Here is a 23,697-nt window from a genome sequence, read left to right as displayed (position 1 = left end):
AAGCGGCGATCTAACGAAACAACAAGGTGAGGAAAATGGTGGGTCGTGTAGGATTCGAACCTACGACCAATTGGTTAAAAGCCAACTGCTCTACCGACTGAGCTAACGACCCCGAAAGCGAGTGCTATAATAATGATTTCTTCTGGATAATCAATACCCTAGCGCAACTTTTTTTAAAAATATCGCGTTGGATCTTTAAGGTGTGCCGCACGGAATCCTTCTGCACGCAAGCGGCAACTGTCACATCGCCCACAGGCACGCCCTTCGTCGTCAGCCTTGTAGCAGGAGACGGTTAGGGAGTAGTCCACCCCATTCGCGACGCCCCACTGGATAATCTCAGCCTTCGACATGAACTGGAGCGGTGCAATGATTTTAAAGCCATTGCCCTCAACGCCCGCCTTGGTGGCAAGATTAGCCATACGCTCAAAGGACTCGACAAATTCAGGGCGGCAATCTGGATAGCCTGAGTAATCCACCGCATTAACACCAATAAAGATATGCTGAGCCTCGAGCACCTCAGCCCAACCCAAGGCAAGCGAAAGAAAAACGGTATTACGGGCAGGTACATAGGTGACAGGAATACCCTCGGTAGGTGCTTCCGGCACATCGATAGCGCTATCGGTCAACGCCGAGCCGCCAATACCATTCAGGTTCAAACCAATCACTTTGTGTTCGACCACACCCAATTGAGTTGCCACACGTTCAGCGGCCTTGAGCTCGGCTCTATGACGTTGCCCATAATCAAAGCTCATGGTGTAGCAGGCAAAGCCCTCAGCCCGAGCCATGGCGACAACCGTGGCAGAATCCAGGCCACCAGACAGCAAGATAACGGCTTTTTTCTGGTTCATATCAATGTCCTGGCTCGTCATTCCAAAGAATTTTATGCAGCTGCAGCTGAAAGCGTACCGGCAGGTTGTCTTCTACAATCCACTCAGCCAACTGACGCGGGGTAACCTGCTGATGGCTAGGGGAAAACAACACCTCATCCACCCGCTCATCAAGGCGATACTGAATCAGCTTAGACACAGCCCACTCGTAATCTTCACGTGAGCAAATTACGAACTTCACCTGATCGTTTGGCGTAAGATGATCAATGTTGTCGTACAGATTGCGAGAGACTTCAGCAGAGCCGGGCGTCTTCAGATCGACGACCTTGACGACTCGCCGATCTACAGGCGCGACGTCGAGCGCACCACTGGTTTCAAGTGACACCTCATAGCCAGCGTCACATAGGCGCTCTAGCAAGGGTAAGCAGTTTGGCTGGGCAAGCGGCTCGCCTCCTGTTACACACACATAGCGAGGCTTATACTGAGCGACACGCTTAACGATTTCGTCCAGCGACATGATCTGACCGCCGCTGAAGGCATAAGCCGTGTCGCAATATTGGCAACGCAAGGGACAGCCTGTAAGGCGCACGAAAACAGTTGGCAAGCCAGCTGTCCGTGTTTCCCCCTGCAGCGAGTAGAAAATCTCGGTAATACGCAGAGTATTTTGTTGCATGTAGGCCACGGGCGTGACAGCGATACAGGCCGTCCGCCTCCGTTGCGAAAAAAGGGAGGCGGATTCTAACGAAAAAACCTGCCGTTAGGGCAGGTTTTTGAGATCACGCTGGGCTAATTGTGCGGCAGACGATCCAGGATACTGCGCAATGACCTGTTGGTACATTGCTTTAGCCTTGTCTCGATTTCCAAGCCGCTGCTCAACACCAGCCAGCTTGTAAAGAGAGTCTGGAACCTTGGGATGATTTGGGTAAGCCTGACTTACGCGTGCAAACGCCTGTCCTGCGGCTTGTAAATCCCCGGAAGCCATATTGACTTCGCCTAACCAATATTGGGCATTTCCCGCATACTGGCTATTGGGATACTTACGCAGAAACGCTGTAAAGGCTTGGCTCGCCTTGGCAAAATCCTTTGCCTTGATCAGATCAAAGGCCGCATCGTAATACAGCTTTTCCTTTGCGGGATCACCAGGCTCGCTGTTGGCCTGAGAAGCTGGCGGAACAGGTGCGGCGTTCGCATTGATGGCCCCTGCAGACGAACCAGCATCATTACCACCAGTGGCATTCGCTGGCGCTCCAGAAGAAGCACTTGCAGAAATTCGGCGATCAAGGTCCTGGTAACGTTCCAGTCCTTGCTGTTTTAGCTGATTGATTTCATTTTGCTGCTCCTCAACCTGACCACGCAGGCGCGCAATATCATCTTGCATCTGCTGCAATTGCATGAAGAGCTGCCCCTGTGCAGAGACAGGGGCGCTAGCGCCCCCATCCCCTGCATAGGGAGCGCCTTGGGTGCTATAGCCGGGAGTAGAACCGCTCCCACCATATCCCCCCTCCTGAACCGGTACCTGTGCCCATACAAAGGAAGTGCACAGAGCCAACGATGTCAGTACAAACAGGCGCTTCGGCATAGATCTTACTTCTTCAGCTCAACGCGACGGTTCTGAGCCCAGGACTGCTCGTCATGACCGATAGCAGCAGGACGCTCTTTACCATAGGAAACGAGTTCCAGCTGAGCCGGAGAAACGCCCTGCAGTACGAGGTAACGCTGAACAGCCTTGGCACGACGCTCGCCCAGAGCCAGGTTGTACTCACGAGTACCGCGCTCGTCAGTATGGCCTTCCAGTACAACGCGCTGACCGCTAGTTTTCAGGTCACGAGCATGAACGTCCAGAGCGCGCATGGCTTCCGGCTTCAGATCGGAGCTGTCGTATTCGAAATAGAATGTAGTGATAGCACGCAGAGCGGCTTCGTCGCTCATGCTGCCATCAACGGCACCGGCGTTAGCGCCATAGCCTGCGTTTGGATCGACAGCACCGGCGCCAGCGCCAGCACCTTCACCAGAAGCATCACCACCCTTGGAAGAACAACCTACTGCAACGGCCATGGCCAAAGCCAGAGCAGCGAACTTGCCGAATTTCAGCATTTCCATCGTTAACTCCTAAAGAACCGCAAAGTGTTTTGTATAGAACAGATTATATTGCCGTCAGTTCAGGTAAGGGGACCAAGAAGGCTCGCGAACATCGCCTTGGGTGGTGGGTAGCGTAATACGCACACGTCCGTTGATGGATACAAGCATCAGTACGCCTCGGTCCTGCTGGCGGGACGCGTAGATTACCATGGTGCCATTTGGCGCAACAGTAGGCGAATCGTTAAGACTGGTGTTGGAGAGCACCCGGACGCTGCCACGCTGAAGATCCTGGGCACCAATCTGGAAGTTGGTGAAACCTTCCTGACGATGCACCATTACCAGCGTTTTTTCATCGGCAGATAGTTTAGGGTTCGCATTGTAGTTGCCTACGAATGTAACGCGCTCTGCCCCACCGCCGCTAACATTGGTTTTATAGATCTGTGGTTTTCCGGAACGATCTGAAGTGAAATAGATAGTCTGCCCATCACGTCCCCAGAACGGCTCGGTATCAATCGCAGAGTCGTTAGTAACGCGACGAATCTGACGCGAATTCAGGTCCATCACATAAATCTCAGGGTTTCCATCGCGCGACAGCACGAACGCCAGGCGGTTACCGTCCGGAGAAAAAGCCGGAGCGCCATTCAGTCCTTCGAAATTGGTGAGCTGCTCACGACGACCTGTATCTACGTACTGCAGAAAGATACGTGGGCGCTGCTGTTCAAAGGAAACATAGGCGATACGCTTGCCATCAGGAGCAAAACGAGGCGACAGGATTGGTTCACGAGACTGTAGGAGTGTCACGGAACGAGCACCGTCATAGTCTGCACGCTGCAGGGTATAACGAGTGTTGTTCTGGGAAAAACGCTCGGCAGTGACGTACAGGAGCTTCGTAGAGAACGCGCCCTTGATACCGGTCAGCTTTTCGAATGACTGATCGGAAATATAGTGAGCCATGTCGCGCAGCTGATCGGTACCCCCGCCTACGCTACCCGTCATGACCTGCTGCTGTGTAGCGATGTTAAACAGTGCATATTGGATTTGCAGACGACCACCGCTGGGCACGATATTGCCGATCAGCACATAACTGACCCCTAGTGCTTGCCAATCCTTGTAGGACACTTCGCTTGCCTGAGTCGGCAGGCTAAGCATGTTCTGCCGGTCGATGGGAGCAAAAGAGCCGGAATTGCGCAGATCGTTACCAATGATATTGGCCATATCATCGGGCAGTGGTTGACCACCCTGCCAGCCAAAAGGCACGACTGCAATCGGGATGGCTTTGTCGTTGCCACTGGATACCACAAGGGGATCGGCAGCATGGGCAGCGCCTACCAGGAACATGAATCCCAGCAGAACGATACGAATCAGGTTATTCACAGACTCAAATCCTCCGGTTTGAAGATAATGCGACGCTTGCGATAAAGCTGGTCGAACGTCGCGCGATCAAGCTGTTGCATTTCAGGTATGCGTCCTACGTTGCGCACGGCAGCCACTGCCGAGCTATCGAAAGCAGAATCACCGCTAGACCGGGTCACACTGGCATTGGTTACCGTTCCGTCAGGTAGCATTTCAATTTGCACTTCCACACTCATACCGTTGCGGGCAGATGGCGGGCGGCGCCATTGCTCACTGACCAGACGCACGATAAGGTCATCAAAGTTCGACGCTACCTCATCGCCTACCTCATCAGCCATTGCCTGCTGTCGCTGCGTATCATCGGAAAGAAGCTCAGCCAATGCCTGTGCTTTCTTATCCTCTGCTGCCTTGCGTGCGGCAGCCTGAGCTGCCTTTTTCTTGGCGTCCTCAGCAGCTTTGGCTTTCGCCTGCTCGGCCGCTTTTTTCTTGGCCTCTTCAGCTGCTTTCTTTTTAGCTTCTTCAGCGGCCGCTTTTTTCTCTGCCGCTTCAGCCGCTTTCTTTTGTGCGTCTTCCGCTGCTTTCTTCTTAGCTTCTTCAGCTGCTGCCTTTTTCTGAGCAGCCTCCTCAGCCTGTTTTTTTGCCAATTCAGATTTGCGCTGCTGCTCTGCGGCGGCTTTTTCCTGCGCTGCCTTTTCAGCCTTTGCTGCGGCCTCAGCTTTTGCCGCTTCGGCCTTGGCTTCAGCGGCTTTCTGGGCAGCTTCTACCTGCTGCGCCTTTCGAGCGTCCTCAGCTTTCTTTTGTTCCGCAGCTTTGGCGGCTGCCGCCGCAGCAGCGGCCTGGGCCTGCTGCTCTGCTTTCTTCTGCTCCATCTGCTCGACTTCATACTGGCGAGAAGACGTTTTTTTGGCCTCTCCAGCCAGCTTCTGCTCTGTCTGCACCTGAGCAGGGCTTTTGGATTTCAACTGGACCAGAGTCGCCTGAACAATTGGCTTGGACTGTGGCAGCTCCGGTGCCATTGCCCAGCTCACAAACAGAGCGGCAAAAATGACAACATGGAGAGCCACAGCCCAAACGATAGGCCAGAAATAGCTCTCTGAAGGAGAACGCTCACGGTCTTGCATCAAGGCGCCTCGGTGATCAACCCGACATTGGGTACACCTGCCTGCTGCAGGCCGCCCATGGCTGCTGCCACTATCCCATAGTTAACAGCCTTGTCACCCCGGATGAAAACCTGGGTATCAGGTCTTGCACGCATGATCTTGGTAACCTGCTCCGTCAACTGAGGCAGGGCAACAGCGCTGGCACTGTCACGCTGCTGGTCCGTCTCGACTTCCTTACCTGTATTCCAGTAGTAAGTACCGTCCGCCTTGATAGAAATAGTCAGGATCTGCTTGTTGTTATCCTGCGGCATGGGCTGGCTGTCCGCATTAGGCAAGTCGACCTTGACCCCTTGATTGATCATTGGCGCAGTTACCATGAAAATGACCAGCAGTACCAGCATCACATCGATGTAAGGTACGACGTTCATTTCGGCAACCGGCTTACGCTTATGTCTACCCCTGGAGGACATGGTTGATACCTATTACTCGTCGCTGGTGTGGACTTTGCGATGCAGGATGGACTGGAACTCATCAGCAAAGGTGTAATAACGTCCGATCAGTGTCTCTGAGCGCGCAGCAAACCGGTTGTACGCCACTACGGCCGGAATCGCTGCAAACAAACCGATCGCGGTTGCAATCAGTGCTTCTGCGATACCAGGCGCAACGGTAGCCAGCGTAGCCTGCTGTACCGTAGCCAGACCGCGGAATGAGTTCATGATGCCCCATACGGTACCGAACAGACCTACATACGGACTGGTGGAGCCGACGGTAGCCAGGAACGGCAGGCTTTGCTCAAGCTTCTCTTCTTCGCGAGAAATGGCGACCCGCATGGCACGCTGAACGCCTTCCATCACCGCGTCAGGGTCTACCCCCGCCTGCTGACGCAGCCTGGAAAACTCTTTGAAGCCAGCACGGAAGATCTGCTCGACACCTGAATCGGGGTCAGGATTGCTGCCTGCCTGACGGTAAAGCTTGGACAGGTCGATACCCGACCAGAAACGCTCCTCGAAAGTCTCCAGTGCACGTTTGGCTGCACGGATGGCATTGGCACGCTGGATAATCATGACCCATGACGTTACCGAAGCCGCTACCAGCGTCAGCATGACCAGCTGAACTACCAGGCTGGCATTGCTCACAAGGCTCCACATGGAGGTATGGTCGACAGTTGGTTCCACGCTAAATCTCCTGCTTAAATTGAGTCCGAATCGCTCGCGAATACTGTTCGCATGGCCTCAGGAATGGCCCTGGGCCTGAAGTTGTCTGAACGTACACACGCAACCGTCACGTATCCTTCGCATAACAGAACACCATCGTCTCGCCGTGTCACTTGCTGATGAAAACGCAAGCTGGCCCGGTTCAGTTCAATAACCCGGGCACTGACCTCCAACTCGTCATCCAACCGAGCCGGTGCATGGTAACGTGCCTCACATGAATGCACGACAAATAGGATGTTTTCTTCCGCCAGGCGAGATTGAACAAAGCCTAACGCCCGCAACCGTTCGGTACGAGCACGTTCCATGAATTTGAGATAGTTGACGTAGTAGACGATGCCTCCTGCGTCGGTGTCTTCGTAATACACTCGACACCGCAGCGAATACGGCTGAGTCACATGTTGCGCGCGCATACTCTAGAACCAAGCCTTCAATTTGCCAATCAGAAATACTTGCAGTTGCAATTAATTATTATCTTCCTCAAAAAGATCAGGCACAGTTCCTGGCCCCATACGCTTGGGCACGTTCAAACCAAAGTGAAGATAAGCATGGCGGGTTACCATCCGACCCCTTGGCGTACGCATGATATAGCCCTGCTGAATCAAATACGGTTCCAAGACATCTTCAATGGTGTGACGCTCCTCACTGATTGCAGCAGCCAGACTATCTACCCCTACCGGCCCGCCGTCGAACTTGTCGATGAGCGTTAGCAGAAGTCTTCGGTCCTGATGATCAAAGCCGCGTGCATCCACATCCAGCAGATCCAGAGCCTGGCTTGCAATCGTATGACTGATTTGCCCCTGCCCTTTCACCTCTGCAAAATCGCGTACACGTCTTAACAACCGGTTCGCAATACGGGGAGTACCGCGGGCACGGCGAGCGATTTCCACAGCGCCTTCGGCCTCAATTGTCAGATTCAGGATTTTGGCAGAACGCGTAACGATGCTGGCAAGGTCCTCTACGTTATAAAACTCAAGCCGCTGAATAATTCCGAATCGGTCCCTTAATGGGTTCGTCAGCATTCCGGCACGCGTAGTGGCTCCCACCAATGTAAACGGTGGCAAATCCAGCTTGATTGATCGCGCGGCAGGGCCTTCGCCGATCATAATATCGAGCTGATAGTCCTCCATCGCTGGATAAAGAACCTCCTCTACAACCGGCGAAAGGCGATGGATTTCGTCTACGAAAAGAACGTCCCCAGCCTCGAGACTGGTCAGCAGAGCAGCAAGATCTCCTGGCCGCTCAATTACCGGTCCAGATGTGCTTTTGATGGCGACACCCATTTCCTCGGCAATGATATTGGCGAGCGTGGTTTTGCCTAGCCCTGGCGGCCCGAAAATAAGCGTATGGTCTAGTGCCTCGCCCCGCCCCTTTGCCGCCTGGATGAAAAGACTCATCTGTTCCCGCACGACCGGCTGGCCAATGTACTCGGCCAGTCTCAGTGGACGAATAGCACGATCCTGCTGCTCTTCACGATCTCGGCCCGCGGCAGAAATCAAACGATCCGGTTCAATCATGATTACACCATGCCTTTAAGGGCACGACGAATAAGGTCTTCACTGCTGAGGCCTTCTTCAGCGATGGCAGATACTGCACGACTAGCTTCCTGTGGCTTGAATCCGAGCGACACCAACGCACTGACCGCATCAGTTTCAGCTGTTACGACAGGCCTGCCGGCAGCCGTTTCCATCATGAGCGGTGCGATAGACGGAAGGCTTTCCCATGCTTTGAAGCGATCCTTGAGTTCGACCAGCAGACGTTCAGCCGTCTTTTTGCCGACGCCGGGAATCTTAACCAGCGCAGACGCATCCTGGGCCTGTACGCAGCGCACCAGCTCGTCCACCTCAAAGCCAGACATCAGCGCCAGCGCCAGCTTTGGCCCTACTCCATTCAAGCGAATCAATTCACGGAAGAGTTCTCGCTCGCGCTTTTCAGAAAAGCCGTAAAGCAGATGAGCATCCTCACGCACGACCAGATGCGTATGCAAGGTAACTGGCTCACCCAACGACGGAAGGCGATACAACGTTGTCATGGGGACTTCCAGCTCGTAGCCCACGCCATTGACATCGATGATTACATGCGGCGGCTGTTTTTCAGCCAGAGAACCGCGGAGACGTCCAATCACAGAAATACCTATTAAAGACGCAGGCGACCACCGCGCCGGCGAGCCCCTAGAAGCCCATGAGGGGTCAGACTTTGCCGCGTATGCGCATGACAAATAGCAATCCCGAGGGCATCGGAAGCATCTATCTGGGGCTTCTCCTTTAGTTTCAACAAGTGCATGACCATCATCATGACCTGTTGTTTATCGGCAGCACCTGAGCCCACGATGGCTTGTTTGACCTGGGTAGCTGTGTATTCAGCTATTTCAAGCCCCGCTTCGGCACAGGCCACAATGGCTGCACCTCGAGCTTGTCCCAGCTTTAAAGCAGAATCGGCATTGCGCGCCATGAATACCTGTTCAATGCCCATGGTGACTGGCTCATAAAGCCCAATGACTTCCCGCACCCCTCTGTAGACGATTTGCAAACGCTCATACAAAGGGCCGTTACCTGTACGAATACAGCCAGAGGCTACGTATTCGCACCCTTTACCCGTGTCCCGGATTACGCCGAATCCAGTGATTCGCGAACCAGGGTCAATGCCTAGTACCAGGGTCATCTCTATATCCTTCCCAGACCAGGCGGGAGAAAGGTGACTGCTTTAAGGAGGCTTGTACCTTTCCAGTAGCAGCCACCCCTGTTGCGCGCAGACACTATAGGGGTATCAGGCCCTTTAGCCTAGCTGCGTCATGACATCATCTGGAATTTCCGCATTGGAGTACACATTCTGGACATCATCCAGATCCTCCAGCATATCGATAAGCTTGAGCACTTTCTGAGCCGTTTCAAGATCCAGCGGCGTTGTCGTAGATGGAATCATGGAAATCTCGGCAGCTTCGGATTTGAAGCCAGCTTCCGTCAATGCCTCGTTTACGGCAATAAAGTCACTAAATGAGGTAAAGACGTCAACAGACCCATCATCATTGGCGACTACATCATCAGCACCTGCTTCAAGCGCCGCTTCCATGAGTGCATCTTCGTCGACGCCCGGTGCAAAGCTGATCTGTCCCTTGCGCTCGAACATGTACGCTACCGAGCCATCAGTACCCAGGTTACCGCCGCACTTGCTAAAGGCATGACGCACCTCAGCGGCCGTACGGTTACGGTTATCCGTCATGGCCTCTACGATCAAGGCGACGCCACTCGGGGCATAGCCCTCATAGGTCAGCTCTTCAACGTTATCCCCTTCGTTGGCGCCTGCCCCTCGTGCAATGGCGCGATCGATGGTGTCACGTGTCATATTGGCAGTAAGCGCCTTGTCCACTGCCAGGCGAAGACGCGGGTTATCCGCCGGAACGCCACCACCCTGACGAGCGGCTACGGTCAGCTCACGGATGATCTTGGTAAAGATCTTGCCCTTCTTGGCGTCCTGTCGCTCTTTGCGGTGCTTAATGTTGGCCCATTTGGAATGACCCGCCATAACGAACTCCAAATCACTTTTGACAAAGGGCAGCCTTGCGGCTGCCCGGTTGATCAATTACTCAGCTTTTGGCTGCTCACGCAAACGAATGTGCAGCTCGCGCAACGCCTTGGCATCCACTGCGCCAGGTGCCTGAGTCATGACATCGGCAGCGCTCTGGGTTTTCGGGAAGGCAATAACTTCACGAATAGACTGCGCGCCGGTCATCAGCATTACCAGACGATCCAGGCCGAAGGCCAAACCACCATGCGGTGGCGCGCCAAACTTGAGTGCGTCGAGCAGGAAGCCGAACTTCTCTTCCTGTTCCGCCGCGTCAATGCCCAGCAAGCGGAACACAGCCTGCTGCATTTCCTTGCGGTGGATACGGATGGAGCCACCACCCAGCTCGGTGCCGTTGAGAACCATGTCATAGGCGCGAGACAATGCATTCGCAGGGTTCGCCTCGAGCTCTTCCGGTGTGCACTTGGGCGATGTGAAGGGGTGATGCAGTGCAGAGAAACTGCCATCATCGTTTTCTTCGAACATCGGGAAGTCAACAACCCAGAGCGGCGCCCACTCACAGGTCAGCAGGTTCAGATCGTGCCCCAGCTTGATACGCAGACCGCCCAACGCGTCACTGACGATCTTGGCCTTGTCTGCGCCAAAGAAGACGATATCGCCGTCTTCCGCACCCACGCGATCAAGGATGGCGTTGAGGTTCGGCTCAGCAATGTTTTTGACGATAGGTGACTGTAAGCCCTCAACACCCTGGGCGCGGTTGTTGACCTTGATATAGGCCAGGCCCTTAGCGCCAAAGATGCCCACATACTTGGTGTAATCATCGATCTGCTTACGGGGCATGCTGGCACCACCCGGTACGCGCAGTGCAGTTACACGGCATTTGGGATCGTTAGCCGGGCCGGCAAACACCTTGAAATCGACATCCTTGAGCAGATCAGCTACATCCACCAGCTCCAGCGGAATGCGCAGGTCCGGCTTGTCTGAACCATAACGGCGCATGGCCTCCTCGAAGGTCATGTGCGGGAACTCGCCGAACTCCAGATCCAGCACTTCCTTGAACAAGGAACGGATCATGCCCTCGGTGATACCCATGATGTCTTTCTCATCGAGGAAGCTGGTCTCGATGTCAATCTGGGTAAATTCGGGCTGACGGTCTGCACGCAGGTCTTCGTCGCGGAAGCATTTGGCAATTTGGTAATAGCGATCAAAGCCCGCCACCATCAACAGCTGCTTGAACAGCTGGGGTGACTGCGGCAAAGCAAAAAAACTACCAGGATGGGTACGGCTGGGCACCAGATAGTCACGAGCGCCCTCGGGTGTCGCACGGGTCAGGATAGGCGTTTCCACATCCATGAAGCCCTGCTCGTCCAGATAACGGCGAATGCTGGAGGTTATGCGCGAACGCAGCTTGAGCTTGGCAGCCATCTCGGGGCGGCGCAGATCAATGAAACGGTAGCGCAGGCGTGTTTCTTCGCCCACATCGGAATATTCGTCCAGCGGGAACGGCGGCGTCTCGGCCTGGCTCAGCACTTCAAGGTCATAACCCAGCACCTCGATAGCCCCTGAGGCCATATTCGGGTTGACCGCACCCGCAGGACGCAAACGGACCTTACCCGTTACCTTGACGACATATTCACTGCGTACACGGTCGGCCTTGGCAAACGTCTCTGCTCGATCCGGGTCGAACACGACCTGAGCGAGGCCTTCACGGTCGCGTATATCCAGGAAGATAACGCCTCCATGGTCGCGACGGCGGTGAACCCAGCCGCAAAGGGTGATTTCCTGGCCGTCCAGGCTCTCGTTCAATTGGCCGCAATAATGGCTGCGCATCATGGTTGTGTTTCGCTTCTCTTGAGTCCGGAATTAAGAGATGGGGAGCAAGCATCATTCACAGGCACGTCTCGCAGAACTGCTGCAACGTAAAGCCAGCCAAAGACTGTATTCCCATCTGGTTTCTCTTGGTCAGTGGGCGATTCTATAACAATTACCAAGCCTGACGCAGCCGACCTATGACAAGCCGGCTGCCTTTTAAGAGCCTAGACTGACTTTTATAGAACCCAAGCGATCAGGCCCTCCTTGGCCAGTGCTTGCGAGCATTCCATTTCCAAGGGCCTGTGTTAGGCTCCGTTTCAAATAAACATCACTGCCAAAGGAGAGCGGTATGGAAATCAATATCGGAATTGCTGAGCAAGATCGTGCGGCTATTGCAGATGGGCTTTCTCGTCTGCTCGCAGATACCTACACGCTGTATCTGAAGACCCATAACTTTCATTGGAACGTGACAGGGCCGATGTTCAACACCTTGCATACCATGTTCGAAACCCAGTACACCGAACTGGCCACTGCTGTTGATGATATTGCCGAGCGCATCCGCGCATTGGGATTCGCTGCACCAGGCACCTACTCGGCTTATGCCAAGCTATCCAGTATCAAGGAAGAGGAAGGCATTCCAGAAGCACAGGAGATGATTCGCCTGCTCGTACAAGGTCAGGAAGCAGTCGTTCGTACCGCTCGTGGAATTTTCCCGATTGTAGATAAGGTCAGCGACGAGCCAACAGCCGACCTGCTGACTCAACGCATGCAAACGCATGAGAAGACAGCCTGGATGCTACGCAGCCTCCTGGCCAACTGATAGAAGCCCGGCAAACGCCGGGCTTTTTCATTTTTTCCTCTCATTCTGATGGCATCATCGGGCCATTGATTGAGTAGCCTTCACCTTTACGGTTAAATAACGCTGTGCGTATCTGCGCATAGGTCGATCATTCATAGCCACGCGTTTCAGGCAACAACAGCGATCGACTTGCTATTTCTCCAAGGTGACATCATTGAATACGCTTACACTTGTTCACATCGCGTCTGGTGCGATTGCACTTTCGATAGCCGTGGTTTCCTCTCTACAAGCAGATAAACCCAGCTTTTTTCATCATCATGAAGCCTTGCACATGGCTTTTCTTGGTCTTCTCTTGCTGATTACGACCCCTTCCGTCAGCAGCAAAAATAAGGGAGCTACGCAAACCATCACCTCAACGCTGCTGATAGCAGCTGCATGCCTTCAAGCATTGGAACTCTTGGCTCCTGATGCCTTTCCTGGCCTACCGCCCCTGGTCAGCATCAGCCTGCCGATTGCAATGATTGCAACGCTGGTCAAGCTGTTTGCAGCCTTTAAATCGTCCAAGACAGGCAGTTACAACAAGCACAGGAAGACACGACACAACGTACAGGATGCACTTCCTGCAGAGGGCCGTGAAATAGGCACTGTAAAGTGGTTCAACACCTCGAAGGGATTCGGATTCATTTCACGCGATCAAGGTGACGATATTTTCGTTCACTTTCGAGCTATTCGGGGCGAAGGTCATCGCGTCCTGGTAGAGGGCCAGCGTGTCGAGTTTTCTGTTATTCAGCGTGACAAGGGACTTCAGGCAGAAGACGTGACAGTATCGTTTGCACGTTGACCCGTTCAAAGGCGGCTCCTTTGGGAGCCGCCTCTATCAACATCAATAATGAGGTGGCGGAGCATCGTCCTCGATCGCCCCTTGCGAAACCGCGATCTCAGCTTGCCTTCTCGCAAGCTCTTCGATCTGCAGCTTCATTCGATCCAGCGCTCTCTGTTGCTCGACAATAATATCGTTCAAGGTCTGGATCAGATCGTCCTGAAACGCTTGTCGCATTTCCAACTCGTTGATTCGCTCTTCAACCGTCATGCTTGTCACCCTCCCACTTTTCGGCAAAAAGGGACTTGAGGTCGTTCAGGCATTTTTCAAGCTCGCTTTCACTATAGGCTTTTGCAGGTCCTTTACCCCATACAGGGCCCGGCCACGCTAAGTCTTCTTCAAAACGAGCCACTATATGAATATGAAGTTGCTTAACTATGTTTCCCAATGTGGCGACATTTATCTTTGCCGCCTGGGTGTAGTCTTTTAAACGCTGTGCAACGTATGACGACTCCTTCATCAGTTGCATCTGATCCTCTAACGACAACTCAAATACTTCGCTGATATTAGATCGCCGGGGTACAAGGATCAGCCATGGATAGTTGGCATCCTTCATTAAAAGCAACTTGCACAACGGTAAATCGCTTACCTCTACAGTATCCGCCCCAAGGCGCTCATCAAGATCAAACATAGTTACCTTCCTAACTAAAAACGGGACGGACATTGACGTCCTTGCACCAAAGCAGTTCAGCCACGCCTTTCATCTGAAAGAGTGCGCCTCAAAAGTGTGCATGCACCGAGTGCAAGTCATTGATTATCTACCTGATAACGTGCTGATGGCACTTTGTGCACACTCTTTGCTTAGCGTTCGAGCATCTTATCAGGAGGAACTCTTATCAATCCGGATGAGGTTGATAAGGCATCTTTCTGATTCTAAAAAATTATAGAAAGCGCCCATAAAAATTCGATGGGAACTTTCAAGCCTGACACTAGAGTGCTATAAGTTGGCACCAACAAGAACAACCAGTCACGTTTAACGATGACTGATATTTCAATCCAAAGGAGCAATCATAATGCAAGTGATGAAGTGGAGCGTCATCGCCCTCGCCGTAGCGGCAGGGACGACCCAGATGGCATTCGCCAGTCAGCAGTCTGAGTCCAAAGGCTTTATTGAAGACAGCAGCCTGACGCTGACCAACCGCAACTACTACTTCAATCATGACGGCAAGAACGGCGCAGGTGATGGTCGTGACTGGTCACATGCACTTTTGACTAACTTCCAATCCGGCTTTACACAGGGCACAGTCGGCTTTGGTGTCGATCTCTTCGCCAATATTGGTTTGAAACTCGACAAGCGCTTTGGTGGTGCAGGTAACGTTCCGGTTCACGACGACGGTAAATCGCCTGACGATTGGGAGCACGTAGGCGGGGCGGTTAAGCTGCGTGTATCCAACACCGTCTTGAAATATGGCCAGATGGCACCGACCGCTCCGGTATTTGCTATCGGCGGCTCCCGGATTTTCCCGCAAACAGCCACAGGCTTTAACCTGCTGAGCAGTGAAATCGAAGGTCTTAAGTTTGAAGCGGGACACTTTACTTCAGGTACAGGTCCTCGCGGGCAAAGTAACCGTGAGCCTCTATACGCAGCATATGCCAGCGTTGAAGCCAAGAACGTGGACTACCTAGGCGGCAGCTATGATCTGGCTGATGGCCTAAGCGTTAGCCTTTACGGTTCTGAATTCGAAGATATCTGGCGCCAGTATTATGGCAACGTGAACTACGCCATTCCCCTAAGTGATCAGCAGGCGCTGACATTCGATTTCAACCTCTACCGCACATTGGATGAAGGTCGCGCAGATGCAGGCTCCATTAACAACACCACATGGTCGTTGGCTGCCGCTTACTCGCTAGGTGCTCATACATTCACTCTAGCCTATCAAAAAGTCCATGGTGACACTCCATTTGACTATGTAGGTGTTGGCGAAGAAAACAGCGGCGGTGACTCGATTTTCCTAGCAAACTCGATTCATGTTTCCGACTTTAACGGTCCTGGCGAAAAATCCTGGCAAGCCCGCTATGATATCAACATGGCATCCTATGGCGTTCCTGGCCTGAGCTTTATGACTCGTTATGTCAAAGGTTATGATGCTGACGGCACCAACACTGGCAACGGCTCTGCCTATGCAGGACAGTACGGAGAAGATGGTAAGCACCACGAGTGGAACCTGGAGGCCAAATACGTTGTTCAAAGCGGTCCTGCCAAGGATCTCTCGATTCGCGCACGTCAAGCTTTCCACCGAGCCAACAGCGACTATGCTGATGCTGATACCAACCAGTTCCGTCTGATGGTGGAGTACCCACTAAGCATTCTGTAATACAGAACTCCTCAGCAATACCAAAATGCCCGGCCATGCCGGGCATTTTACTTTTCCTATCACACCCACTTATCTCTAGTGCTTGCCCCTCTCGCCTGTACGGCTAAGAAAGCCCACCGTACAATGCAGTTTTCGCTGATCAGAAAAGACCTGCCCTCATGCGTACTAGTCAGTATCTTCTCTCTACCCTGAAAGAAACGCCTTCTGATGCCACTGTCATCAGTCATCAACTCCTGCTACGCGCCGGCATGATCCGCAAGCTGGCGTCCGGCCTCTATACTTGGCTGCCGCTGGGCCTGCGTGTATTACGCAAGGTCGAGACTGTTGTACGCGAAGAGATGAATGCGGCCGGCGCTCTGGAAGTACTCATGCCAGCCATTCAGCCCGCCGAGCTGTGGCAGGAATCAGGCCGTTGGGAACAATATGGCCCTGAACTGCTCCGCCTCAAGGATCGTCATGAGCGCGACTTTTGCGTAGGCCCAACCCATGAGGAAGTGATTACAGATCTGGCGCGCAACGAGCTCAACAGCTATAAGCAGCTTCCGATCAACATGTACCAAATCCAGACCAAGTTTCGCGATGAAATTCGCCCTCGCTTTGGCCTGATGCGTGGACGTGAGTTCGTCATGAAGGATGCCTACTCCTTCCATATGACCCAGGAGTCGCTGCAGGAAACCTATGATCGGATGTATCAGGCCTACTGCAACGTATTCACCCGACTCGGGTTGAACTTCCGTCCTGTTCAAGCTGATAACGGCTCCATTGGCGGCAGCGGCTCCCATGAATTCCATGTACTGGCCAGCTCCGGCGAAGACGATATCGTTTTCAGTGACAGCTCCGATTACGCAGCCAACATTGAAAAGGCTGAAGCGCTACCCCGTGAAACTTCACGCGGCGCGGCTATTGAAGAGCTTCGCCTGGTTGATACACCAGACACTAAAACTATCGCGGCACTGGTAGAGAACTTCAATCTGCCGATTGAGAAGACGATCAAGACATTGATCGTACATGGCGTGGAAGAAGACACGCTCGTTGCGCTCATCATTCGTGGCGATCATGAGCTGAACGAAATCAAGGCCTCCAATCTCGAACTTGTTGCCTCCCCTCTCGAATTTGCTACTGAGGCGGAAGTTCGTGCAGCCATTGGCGCAGGCCCTGGCTCTCTAGGTCCTTTGAATCTTCCAATGCCTTGCGTCATCGATCGCTCGGTTGCCATGATGAGCGACTTCGCAGCAGGTGCAAATATTGATGACAAACACTATTTTGGAGTGAACTGGGAGCGTGACCTGCCGCTGCCTGAGGTCGCTGATCTGCGCAATGTGGTGGCAGGCGATCCCAGCCCCGACGGCAAGGGCACCCTGGTCATCAAACGCGGCATTGAGGTCGGTCATATTTTCCAGCTTGGCACCAAGTACAGCGAAGCAATGAACCTGACCGTCCTGAGCGAACAAGGAAAGCCCGTCAAGCTCACCATGGGCTGCTATGGTATCGGCGTGTCTCGTGTTGTCGCGGCAGCCATCGAGCAAAATCATGATGAGCGCGGCATCCTGTGGCCCGATGCGCTTACCCCCTTCCACATTGCGCTGGTTCCTCTGAAGTATGAAAACGAGCGCGTACGGGAAGCAACGGATCAACTTTATCAGGCGCTAACTGCTGCCGGCTATGAAGTCCTGCTGGATGATCGTGACAAAAAGACGAGTCCTGGCGTCAAATTTGCAGATATGGAGTTGATCGGTATTCCTCACCGGATCGTAGTAGGTGATCGCGGCCTTGCTGAAGGTACTTACGAGTACAAAGGACGCCGCGAGCAGGACAACCAGAATGTGCCGATCAATGAATTGCTGCCATTTTTGAAAGCACGCATTAATCGTTGAGCCAAGCCATGCCTGTAAGAAGCCCTTCTTTTCTCCTTTCCGTCACGCTTGTCAGCGTGACGGTGCTTTCTGGTTGCGCCAATCATTTACCGCAGCGCAGCGAGCATGAGGAGCGCGTCGATCGCAAGCTGATTGAACACAGCCTACAAATCAATGCCGGTGAAAAAGAAGTGCTCGAACTGCCACAGCGACGAATCAAGGTGCTTGATCAACATCGTTATGAAGTGACTGACTTTGAAGTAACACGTCATTACGATCGTTATACGCCTTACCAGCCCTGGCGGGAGCTTTATGAGGTTCCGCTAGGGGCTGTAACACTCGTGGCGGGCATAGGCGCCAATATTCTTAATGTGCCCCTTCTCGGCAGCCTTCCTGAAAGCGCAACCCACGGACTGGTCGTCTATGGGCTGGACGGCCTTAACCCGTTCATGAATGTGGCGTCCAATGGGCGCTCCGAGCAGAACCTGGCCAGCATTGATGAAAAGCAGCTCGATAAACGCGTCGAATACACCAGCCTTCCCTGGGCTGAGCGCCCCGTTGAAGTCAAGGCGGGCAAGGCTCGATATGAGCTGCTGACCGATCAAAACGGCTTTTTGCGTCTGAACCTGCTGGAAGACCCTTTTGCAGGTCATGACATCAGCGGTGTTGGCAAGCTGGATATTACGGTTATCGACCCTGAAGACCAGACCAAAGCCGAGCGCACGTTGACGGTAAGCCGCAGCCTGCGTAGCAAACTTCTGGAGGCCCATGAGCTTATTTATGATGACCTTGAAGAGGACGATGTGACTCGCTGGGTTCATCGTGTAAAGCGCTTGTCTGAACTAGGCCTGGAGGAAGAATCCAGCGAACTGGAACAGAACCTGATCGAGCTGACCCACAATGATCCGGAGCTGCAAAATGAGTTTGTCACTGCATTAGCCAAAGCAACCGGAACACCCAAGACCATCAGCCAGTAAGCATCTATGGCTGTTAGCGCCATACTGTAAAGTTACCAAGCCCCAATGGCGCATGATCCTGAACCAGGACTTGATTGACATTCGCCTGTGCGGGGCCATGACGAAGCCATGCCAGAAACTGCTCCAGCGCTTCTGGCTCGCCTTCACATTTTATCTCGACACGCCCATCGTCCAGGTTTCTTACCCACCCTGTGATACCTAGGCGCTCTGCCTCTTCCCGGGCACTTTCTCGATAACGGACGCCCTGTACCCGTCCGTCGACGTGGATATGCCTTGCCTGACTGCTCATGGTGACTGCTTCTCCAGCTCAGCGATACGTGCCTGTATGACCGCAGCCGTTTGCTCCCCTACAAGCTTTTCCCTGAAACGGCCTTGAGGGTCAACAAGATAGGTGGCTGGCAGGACATTGCTGACCGGCAGATCGAAATGCTTGGCAGGATCCTTTTGGAAGACGGCGTATTGAATACCCATCGTTTCTGCACTCTCACGCAGTGCATCGTCCTGCTGGTGATCGTAGTTAACGCCTAGCACCCTTATCTCAGCATTGGTTTTGGCCAAGGCATTGAGCTGGGGGATTTCCTTGTGACAGGGTCCGCACCACTCTGCCCAATAATTAATGACCAACCACCGCCCGTCCAGCTGAGCGTTGTCGATTTTATGGCCATACTGGTCATTTCCGTAATCCGGCGTACAGGCTGCCAACAAGAAACTGACGGCAAGCAGGCCGCCACGTAACGCTTTAGTAATCATGCTGACTCCATGGAAGATACTGGTTTGGCTTCAGGTTTCAGCCACTTGGCGAGACTGCCGCCCAGAAGTTGCTCACGTTGCTCATGAAGCTGTTTAAGCGCTTCAATCAGAGGAGGATACCAGTCACCTGTACAGCGCTCGACCTCAGGAAGACGATCGATCTCTGGTAGATGCCATGGGCTCTTTTCCATCAATTGCGTCAGGGTGAATGTGTTGAGATCCCGGCAGAGCACCCATCTTCCATTACTGGTGTGGCACACCAGTTTCTCTTTCTTGAGAAAATCCAGAATGGGTTGCCATTGATCCTCAGGCAATTTCCAGCCGCTTTTCTGGAGCTCGACAAGATCGAGCGAGGCGCCTGTCTGTTGCCGATCCAGAAAGACACGAAGTACGCCCAGCAAGACAAGAAACGTAGGGATTGGCTGTCGGCGCCACTGCTTAGAGGAAGAAAGGTTGCACACCAACTCAGCGCCAAAAAGAACGATCAGCCAGGATACGTAAACCCAGACCAGAAAAAGCGGAATGGTCGCAAAAGCGCCGTAGATTAGCTTGTAGCCCGGGAAAAACATGACATACAAGCCAAATAGTGACTTAGCCGCTTCGAATAGCACTGACGTAAAGATGCCTCCAACCAATGCATGCTTGAGCGGAACACGCGTGTTTGGTACTGCGGCATAGAGCAAGGTGAAGGCAGCCATACTGAAAAATAATGGCATGAACTTGAGCAGCACGGCTGTTCCCATGACTGCGTATCGACCGGACATCATGGACAGCGACGCGATATACGTACTGATTGCAAAGCCTGCGCCTAACAAAAGAGGCCCCAGACTGAGAATCGCCCAGTACAGGAGAAAACTGGACATGCCTCGACGAGGTTGGGAAACCCGCCAGATGTCATTGAAGGTTTTTTCAATGGTCACCAGCATGGTGAGGGACGTTACTGCCAGCAGCGCGACGCCTAGCCATGTCAAGTGGCGGGCCTGCTCGATAAATCCACGCAGATGCTCCTCCAGGGTCTCGCCGGTCGAAGGGACGAAGTTATGGAAGATGAATATTTGAATCTGCTCTTCTGTTCCCTGAAAGGCGGGAATGGCAGAGAGCATGGCAAAGGTCACCGTCATGATGGGAACGACGGCAAACAGGGTGGTGTAGGTCAAGGCCGCCGCGTTGTTGGGCGCTCGATCGCCAAGAAAGCGTTTGACCAGGAAACGGCCCCATTCAAATGTGTCGCTCAGGCGCTGACGCATTCTATTTCCTCAACCATGCGTGAATCGTCTTGAATCCAATTACCCGGCACAACGCTCGTTCAGACCACCGGAGGCCCGTTAGAATAGCCGTCACCTCCACAACGATGCGACCTTTTCAATGAGCGAATCGATACTCTTCCACAATCCTCGTTGCTCCAAGTCCCGTAGCGCTCTCGAATTGCTGCAGGAAACAAAGCTGGACCTGCATGTGGTTCGCTACCTTGAAACGCCCCCTACTGCCGCAGACCTCAAGGGTATTCTGCTTAAACTGGGCATTCCGGCTCGTCAACTTCTGCGTACCGGCGAAGAGGAATACAAAGCGCTTGGTCTGGCAGATGAAACCCTCTCGGAAGACAGACTGATTGAGGCCATGGCGAATCATCCGAAACTGATTGAACGCCCCATTTTCATCGTAGGCGACAAGGCGGTCATTGGCCGTCCGCCAGAAAAGGTTCTGGAGATACTGCCATGAGTGCTTCCTATATCCTGGTGCTTTATTACAGCCGACATGGTGCTACAGCCCAGATGGCTCAGCAGATTGCCCGCGGTGTGGAAATGGGCGGCCTGGAGGCACGTATCAGGACCGTTCCGGGTGTGTCGACAGTATGTGAAGCAACCGCACCGGAAATCCCAGAGGAAGGCGCGCTATATGCCAGCCTTGATGATCTGCGGCATTGTAGCGGCCTGGCTTTGGGCAGCCCTACGCGGTACGGCAACATGGCAGCGGCGCTGAAGTACTTTTTGGATGGCACGAACAGCTTGTGGCTGACAGGCGAATTGGTAGGAAAGCCGGCCGCGGTCTTTACTTCCACTGCAAGTCTGCACGGTGGTCAGGAAAGCACGCTGCTCTCCATGCTGCTGCCTCTGCTCCATCACGGCATGCTGGTAACCGGATTGCCGTACAGCGAAAGCGCCCTGCTTGAAACCAAAGGCGGCGGCACACCTTATGGTGCCAGCCACTTTGCCGGAACCGATGGCAAGCGGGCCTTAGATGAACATGAGATCACGCTGTGCCGTGCGCTAGGCAAGCGCCTTGCAACCACAGCCCTGCAACTGGAGTCACGCCGCTGAAGTGCTTAGCTACAGCGCCGTAAACAGGTAGCGGCTCACCAATCCATGATTTCCTTGACGAACGGAATGGTGAGCTTGCGCCGGGCCTGCAGAGAGGCATGATCCAGGCGCTCCAGCACATCGAACAAGGAGTTCATGCTCCGAGAACCACGCGTCAGGATATAGCGTCCCACTTCTTCGTTCAGGTGCAGACCCCGTCGAGAGGCGCGCAGCTGCAGCGCGCGCAGCTTGTCTTCATCAGACAGCGGCTGAAGCTGGAAGACCAATGCCATGGTAAGCCGTGATTTGAGATCCGGAAGCTTGATAGGCAATGACCGTGGAGGCTTGGAGCCAGACAGCAAGAGCCGCTTTCCGGCATCCCGCACACGATTGAAGAGATGAAACATCGCCTCTTCCCATTCTCGCTTGCCTGCCAGGGCATCCAGATCGTCCAGGCAAACCAGCTCGCACTGTTCGAGATTTTCAAACAGCGCGGTTCCATACCCGGAAAGCTCGGCCATTGGCAGATAAACGGCTTGCTCACCCATCTGATAAAACCGCAGGCAGGCAGCCTGCATCAAATGGCTACGCCCGGCGCCTTCCGTTCCCCAGAGGTAGATAAGGCTTTCAGCCCAACCTGCGTCCAGCTCGCATAGGCGCTCGACATAACCCAGCGCCGCCGCATTTGCACCGGGATAATAATTGGCAAAGGTAGCGTCATCGCGTAAACGCACACCCAAGGGTAACTGTATCGGTTTCATGCCGTGTCTGGCGGCTCGCTGGATTCAGGTCGACCGGGTTTGGAGTAAAGGTCGGAAAGTTTATACAAATCATGGATATGACGCAGCAGAACCATCAAGACGGCGGCTACGGGTAATGCGAGAAGAATACCGCTGAAACCAAACAGTTGACCACCCGCCAGAACGGCAAAGATGACCGCAACGGGATGTAGGCCAATACGATCACCCACCAGCAGCGGTGTCAGCACCATACCTTCGATCATTTGTCCGAAGACAAATACCGCGAGAATGCCCAGCAGCGGATACCAATCAAGGCCAAACTGGAAGAATCCAGCAGCCATGGCTGCCGTGATGCCAACCGCAAATCCCATATACGGGACAATGCTGGCCACTCCCGCCAGCAGACCAATCAGCAGGCCCAGCTCAAGCCCTACTAACATCAGCCCACCGGCATAGATGATTCCAAGGCCAAGCATGACCATCAACTGTCCGCGCAGGAAGGCGCCCAGTACCTCATGACAGTCACCCAGCAGCCGAGTCACCAAACCTTCGTGTCGACGCGGGAGCAGGCCCCTGAGCTTGCCAACCATGACATCCCAGTCGCGTAACAGATAAAAGCTTACGACCGGGATCAACAACGTGTTTCCGATCCAGGCCAGTAAAGCAAGACTGGAAGACGTTGCCTGGGCGAGAACGATACCGACGATATCACCGGTACGATCCAGATGGCTGGTCAGCACCGCCTTGATACGATCGAAGCGCCAGAAGCTGTCTGCAAGACCGAATTTGATCTGAATCCATGGCAATGCGGTGAACTGAAGCCAGTCGAGTATGGCAGGCATCAACTCGTAGAGACGGATGAACTGCCTGACCAGCATGGGCACGATGACAAGCAGCATGCCCAGCAGAACCAGCAGGAAGGCCAGATATACCGTAAGCACAGCCAATGTGCGGGAGAGCCCCAGCCGCTCCAGCCGATCTACCAATGGATCACCCAGGTAGGCTAGTAACATGCTGATCAGAAAGGGAGACAGAATAGGCTGCACCGAGTGCAGCAGCCACAGCAAAACGGCCAGCCCGCCAATGACATACCAGCGGCGTGTCGTCATGTTCGTTTCTCGCTAAATAATTTGTGCATAAAGAAAGCCGCCAGGCGAAGGCCAGGCGGCTTGGGAGTGTCTG

28 protein-coding genes and 1 tRNA gene are annotated in these 23,697 nt (G+C 53.7%); 7 read left to right on the top strand and 22 right to left on the bottom strand.

Features of this window, described 5'->3' with window-relative positions; translation table 11 throughout:
- Positions 1-36 precede the first annotated feature (36 nt).
- The 15 genes from EAW52_RS07940 to aspS all read right to left on the bottom strand — a co-directional run bounded on the left by EAW52_RS07940 (position 37) and on the right by aspS (position 11,925).
- A tRNA-Lys gene (locus EAW52_RS07940) sits at positions 37-112 on the bottom strand.
- A 61-nt stretch (positions 113-173) separates the two neighbouring features.
- Positions 174-848 (bottom strand): 7-cyano-7-deazaguanine synthase QueC, encoded by a 675-nt coding sequence (gene queC, locus EAW52_RS07935; RefSeq protein WP_122042032.1) that lies wholly within the window; start codon positions 846-848, stop codon positions 174-176.
- A 1-nt stretch (position 849) separates the two neighbouring features.
- On the bottom strand, positions 850-1,500 hold the full coding sequence (gene queE, locus EAW52_RS07930) for a 7-carboxy-7-deazaguanine synthase QueE (RefSeq protein WP_122044748.1): 651 nt from the start codon (positions 1,498-1,500) through the stop codon (positions 850-852).
- Positions 1,501-1,584: 84 nt separating this feature from the next.
- Entirely contained in the window at positions 1,585-2,406 is an 822-nt protein-coding gene (gene ybgF / locus EAW52_RS07925) for a tol-pal system protein YbgF (protein WP_122042031.1), read from the bottom strand.
- 5 nt (positions 2,407-2,411) lie between these two features.
- Entirely contained in the window at positions 2,412-2,927 is a 516-nt protein-coding gene (pal, locus tag EAW52_RS07920) for a peptidoglycan-associated lipoprotein Pal (RefSeq protein WP_010795178.1), read from the bottom strand.
- A gap of 54 nt (positions 2,928-2,981) precedes the next feature.
- Positions 2,982-4,280, bottom strand: a complete 1,299-nt coding sequence (gene tolB / locus EAW52_RS07915) for a Tol-Pal system beta propeller repeat protein TolB (protein WP_019366311.1) — start codon at positions 4,278-4,280, stop codon at positions 2,982-2,984.
- Positions 4,277-5,383 carry a cell envelope integrity protein TolA gene (gene tolA, locus EAW52_RS07910; protein WP_122042030.1) on the bottom strand — a complete coding sequence of 369 codons (1,107 nt, stop codon included), beginning with the start codon at positions 5,381-5,383 and terminating at the stop codon, positions 4,277-4,279. The genes tolB and tolA overlap by 4 nt, the downstream gene beginning before the upstream one ends.
- On the bottom strand, positions 5,380-5,829 hold the full coding sequence (tolR, locus tag EAW52_RS07905; protein ID WP_010795181.1) for a protein TolR: 450 nt from the start codon (positions 5,827-5,829) through the stop codon (positions 5,380-5,382). Before tolR ends, tolA begins: the two co-directional genes overlap by 4 nt.
- A 12-nt stretch (positions 5,830-5,841) precedes the next feature.
- A complete protein-coding gene (gene tolQ / locus EAW52_RS07900) occupies positions 5,842-6,534 on the bottom strand; it encodes a protein TolQ (protein WP_162997605.1) in 693 nt (230 codons plus the stop codon).
- Between the two features lie 14 nt (positions 6,535-6,548).
- On the bottom strand, positions 6,549-6,983 hold the full coding sequence (gene ybgC / locus EAW52_RS07895; protein WP_010795183.1) for a tol-pal system-associated acyl-CoA thioesterase: 435 nt from the start codon (positions 6,981-6,983) through the stop codon (positions 6,549-6,551).
- A gap of 51 nt (positions 6,984-7,034) precedes the next feature.
- A complete protein-coding gene (gene ruvB, locus EAW52_RS07890) occupies positions 7,035-8,087 on the bottom strand; it encodes a Holliday junction branch migration DNA helicase RuvB (protein WP_122042029.1) in 1,053 nt (350 codons plus the stop codon).
- 2 nt (positions 8,088-8,089) lie between these two features.
- Positions 8,090-8,695, bottom strand: coding sequence for a Holliday junction branch migration protein RuvA (ruvA, locus tag EAW52_RS07885; protein ID WP_122042028.1), 606 nt, complete (start codon positions 8,693-8,695; stop codon positions 8,090-8,092).
- A gap of 11 nt (positions 8,696-8,706) precedes the next feature.
- On the bottom strand, positions 8,707-9,231 hold the full coding sequence (gene ruvC, locus EAW52_RS07880) for a crossover junction endodeoxyribonuclease RuvC (RefSeq protein ID WP_010795186.1): 525 nt from the start codon (positions 9,229-9,231) through the stop codon (positions 8,707-8,709).
- Positions 9,232-9,345: 114 nt separating this feature from the next.
- Positions 9,346-10,092 carry a YebC/PmpR family DNA-binding transcriptional regulator gene (locus EAW52_RS07875; RefSeq protein ID WP_122042027.1) on the bottom strand — a complete coding sequence of 249 codons (747 nt, stop codon included), beginning with the start codon at positions 10,090-10,092 and terminating at the stop codon, positions 9,346-9,348.
- A gap of 57 nt (positions 10,093-10,149) precedes the next feature.
- Positions 10,150-11,925, bottom strand: a complete 1,776-nt coding sequence (aspS, locus tag EAW52_RS07870; RefSeq protein ID WP_122042026.1) for an aspartate--tRNA ligase — start codon at positions 11,923-11,925, stop codon at positions 10,150-10,152.
- 328 nt (positions 11,926-12,253) lie between these two features.
- Between aspS and EAW52_RS07865 the strand changes: the two genes are divergently transcribed.
- The gene (locus EAW52_RS07865; RefSeq protein WP_010795189.1) at positions 12,254-12,724 is read left to right on the top strand and encodes a Dps family protein; all 471 of its coding nucleotides are present in this window, start codon (positions 12,254-12,256) and stop codon (positions 12,722-12,724) included.
- A gap of 193 nt (positions 12,725-12,917) precedes the next feature.
- A complete protein-coding gene (locus EAW52_RS26785) occupies positions 12,918-13,544 on the top strand; it encodes a cold shock domain-containing protein (RefSeq protein WP_122042025.1) in 627 nt (208 codons plus the stop codon).
- Between the two features lie 42 nt (positions 13,545-13,586).
- Here the strand turns inward: EAW52_RS26785 and EAW52_RS07855 are convergent, their stop codons facing one another.
- Positions 13,587-13,793: a SlyX family protein gene (locus tag EAW52_RS07855; protein ID WP_122042024.1), complete on the bottom strand. Its 207-nt coding sequence runs from the start codon at positions 13,791-13,793 to the stop codon at positions 13,587-13,589.
- Entirely contained in the window at positions 13,783-14,214 is a 432-nt protein-coding gene (locus tag EAW52_RS07850; protein ID WP_122042023.1) for an HIT domain-containing protein, read from the bottom strand. The genes EAW52_RS07855 and EAW52_RS07850 overlap by 11 nt, the downstream gene beginning before the upstream one ends.
- Positions 14,215-14,596: 382 nt before the next feature.
- On the opposite strand from EAW52_RS07850, the gene EAW52_RS07845 reads away from it, so the two are divergent.
- The 3 genes from EAW52_RS07845 (at position 14,597) to EAW52_RS07835 (ending at position 18,728) form a co-directional block, all read left to right on the top strand.
- Positions 14,597-15,898 carry an OprD family porin gene (locus EAW52_RS07845; protein WP_122042022.1) on the top strand — a complete coding sequence of 434 codons (1,302 nt, stop codon included), beginning with the start codon at positions 14,597-14,599 and terminating at the stop codon, positions 15,896-15,898.
- 158 nt (positions 15,899-16,056) lie between these two features.
- On the top strand, positions 16,057-17,772 hold the full coding sequence (locus EAW52_RS07840; RefSeq protein WP_122042021.1) for a proline--tRNA ligase: 1,716 nt from the start codon (positions 16,057-16,059) through the stop codon (positions 17,770-17,772).
- Between the two features lie 8 nt (positions 17,773-17,780).
- Entirely contained in the window at positions 17,781-18,728 is a 948-nt protein-coding gene (locus tag EAW52_RS07835; RefSeq protein ID WP_122042020.1) for a hypothetical protein, read from the top strand.
- A gap of 13 nt (positions 18,729-18,741) precedes the next feature.
- Here the strand turns inward: EAW52_RS07835 and EAW52_RS07830 are convergent, their stop codons facing one another.
- Genes EAW52_RS07830 through EAW52_RS07820 form a run of 3 tightly spaced genes read right to left on the bottom strand, consistent with a single transcriptional unit; the run spans position 18,742 to position 20,725 of the window.
- Positions 18,742-19,017 (bottom strand): acylphosphatase, encoded by a 276-nt coding sequence (locus tag EAW52_RS07830; protein WP_019366325.1) that lies wholly within the window; start codon positions 19,015-19,017, stop codon positions 18,742-18,744.
- A complete protein-coding gene (locus EAW52_RS07825) occupies positions 19,014-19,478 on the bottom strand; it encodes a TlpA disulfide reductase family protein (protein WP_122042019.1) in 465 nt (154 codons plus the stop codon). The genes EAW52_RS07830 and EAW52_RS07825 overlap by 4 nt, the downstream gene beginning before the upstream one ends.
- Entirely contained in the window at positions 19,475-20,725 is a 1,251-nt protein-coding gene (locus EAW52_RS07820) for a YihY family inner membrane protein (protein ID WP_122042018.1), read from the bottom strand. The genes EAW52_RS07825 and EAW52_RS07820 overlap by 4 nt, the downstream gene beginning before the upstream one ends.
- A gap of 118 nt (positions 20,726-20,843) precedes the next feature.
- Between EAW52_RS07820 and arsC the strand changes: the two genes are divergently transcribed.
- Positions 20,844-21,197: an arsenate reductase (glutaredoxin) gene (gene arsC, locus EAW52_RS07815; RefSeq protein WP_122042017.1), complete on the top strand. Its 354-nt coding sequence runs from the start codon at positions 20,844-20,846 to the stop codon at positions 21,195-21,197.
- The gene (wrbA, locus tag EAW52_RS07810; RefSeq protein WP_122042016.1) at positions 21,194-21,796 is read left to right on the top strand and encodes an NAD(P)H:quinone oxidoreductase; all 603 of its coding nucleotides are present in this window, start codon (positions 21,194-21,196) and stop codon (positions 21,794-21,796) included. The genes arsC and wrbA overlap by 4 nt, the downstream gene beginning before the upstream one ends.
- Before the next feature lie 35 nt (positions 21,797-21,831).
- Here the strand turns inward: wrbA and hda are convergent, their stop codons facing one another.
- Positions 21,832-22,536 (bottom strand): DnaA regulatory inactivator Hda, encoded by a 705-nt coding sequence (gene hda / locus EAW52_RS07805; RefSeq protein WP_010795201.1) that lies wholly within the window; start codon positions 22,534-22,536, stop codon positions 21,832-21,834.
- Positions 22,533-23,624 (bottom strand): AI-2E family transporter, encoded by a 1,092-nt coding sequence (locus EAW52_RS07800; RefSeq protein ID WP_122042015.1) that lies wholly within the window; start codon positions 23,622-23,624, stop codon positions 22,533-22,535. The genes hda and EAW52_RS07800 overlap by 4 nt, the downstream gene beginning before the upstream one ends.
- Between the last annotated feature and the right edge of the window lie 73 nt (positions 23,625-23,697).

Source organism: Pseudomonas sp. LTJR-52 (assembly GCF_003691465.1).
GTDB classification, from domain to species: domain Bacteria; phylum Pseudomonadota; class Gammaproteobacteria; order Pseudomonadales; family Pseudomonadaceae; genus Chryseomonas; species Chryseomonas luteola.
The sequence above is the reverse complement of the archived record's forward strand: the minus strand, read 5'-3'. Positions and strand labels throughout refer to the sequence as shown.

Bases quoted from the DNA above. Each gene is read 5' to 3' on its own strand.
- EAW52_RS07845 (WP_122042022.1), top strand. From the start codon at position 14,597: ATGCAAGTGATGAAGTGGAGCGTCATCGCCCTCGCCGTAGCGGCAGGG.
- wrbA (WP_122042016.1), top strand. From the start codon at position 21,194: ATGAGTGCTTCCTATATCCTGGTGCTTTATTACAGCCGACATGGTGCT.
- pal (WP_010795178.1), bottom strand. From the start codon at position 2,927: ATGGAAATGCTGAAATTCGGCAAGTTCGCTGCTCTGGCTTTGGCCATG.
- EAW52_RS07875 (WP_122042027.1), bottom strand. From the start codon at position 10,092: ATGGCGGGTCATTCCAAATGGGCCAACATTAAGCACCGCAAAGAGCGA.
- EAW52_RS07840 (WP_122042021.1), top strand. From the start codon at position 16,057: ATGCGTACTAGTCAGTATCTTCTCTCTACCCTGAAAGAAACGCCTTCT.
- ybgF (WP_122042031.1), bottom strand. From the start codon at position 2,406: ATGCCGAAGCGCCTGTTTGTACTGACATCGTTGGCTCTGTGCACTTCC.
- EAW52_RS07865 (WP_010795189.1), top strand. From the start codon at position 12,254: ATGGAAATCAATATCGGAATTGCTGAGCAAGATCGTGCGGCTATTGCA.
- hda (WP_010795201.1), bottom strand. From the start codon at position 22,536: ATGAAACCGATACAGTTACCCTTGGGTGTGCGTTTACGCGATGACGCT.
- tolR (WP_010795181.1), bottom strand. From the start codon at position 5,829: ATGTCCTCCAGGGGTAGACATAAGCGTAAGCCGGTTGCCGAAATGAAC.
- queE (WP_122044748.1), bottom strand. From the start codon at position 1,500: ATGCAACAAAATACTCTGCGTATTACCGAGATTTTCTACTCGCTGCAG.
- ruvB (WP_122042029.1), bottom strand. From the start codon at position 8,087: ATGATTGAACCGGATCGTTTGATTTCTGCCGCGGGCCGAGATCGTGAA.
- EAW52_RS07835 (WP_122042020.1), top strand. From the start codon at position 17,781: ATGCCTGTAAGAAGCCCTTCTTTTCTCCTTTCCGTCACGCTTGTCAGC.
- aspS (WP_122042026.1), bottom strand. From the start codon at position 11,925: ATGATGCGCAGCCATTATTGCGGCCAATTGAACGAGAGCCTGGACGGC.
- EAW52_RS07850 (WP_122042023.1), bottom strand. From the start codon at position 14,214: ATGTTTGATCTTGATGAGCGCCTTGGGGCGGATACTGTAGAGGTAAGC.
- ruvC (WP_010795186.1), bottom strand. From the start codon at position 9,231: ATGACCCTGGTACTAGGCATTGACCCTGGTTCGCGAATCACTGGATTC.
- EAW52_RS07825 (WP_122042019.1), bottom strand. From the start codon at position 19,478: ATGATTACTAAAGCGTTACGTGGCGGCCTGCTTGCCGTCAGTTTCTTG.
- EAW52_RS07820 (WP_122042018.1), bottom strand. From the start codon at position 20,725: ATGCGTCAGCGCCTGAGCGACACATTTGAATGGGGCCGTTTCCTGGTC.
- EAW52_RS07800 (WP_122042015.1), bottom strand. From the start codon at position 23,624: ATGACGACACGCCGCTGGTATGTCATTGGCGGGCTGGCCGTTTTGCTG.
- EAW52_RS07855 (WP_122042024.1), bottom strand. From the start codon at position 13,793: ATGACGGTTGAAGAGCGAATCAACGAGTTGGAAATGCGACAAGCGTTT.
- arsC (WP_122042017.1), top strand. From the start codon at position 20,844: ATGAGCGAATCGATACTCTTCCACAATCCTCGTTGCTCCAAGTCCCGT.
- EAW52_RS07830 (WP_019366325.1), bottom strand. From the start codon at position 19,017: ATGAGCAGTCAGGCAAGGCATATCCACGTCGACGGACGGGTACAGGGC.
- queC (WP_122042032.1), bottom strand. From the start codon at position 848: ATGAACCAGAAAAAAGCCGTTATCTTGCTGTCTGGTGGCCTGGATTCT.
- ybgC (WP_010795183.1), bottom strand. From the start codon at position 6,983: ATGCGCGCGCAACATGTGACTCAGCCGTATTCGCTGCGGTGTCGAGTG.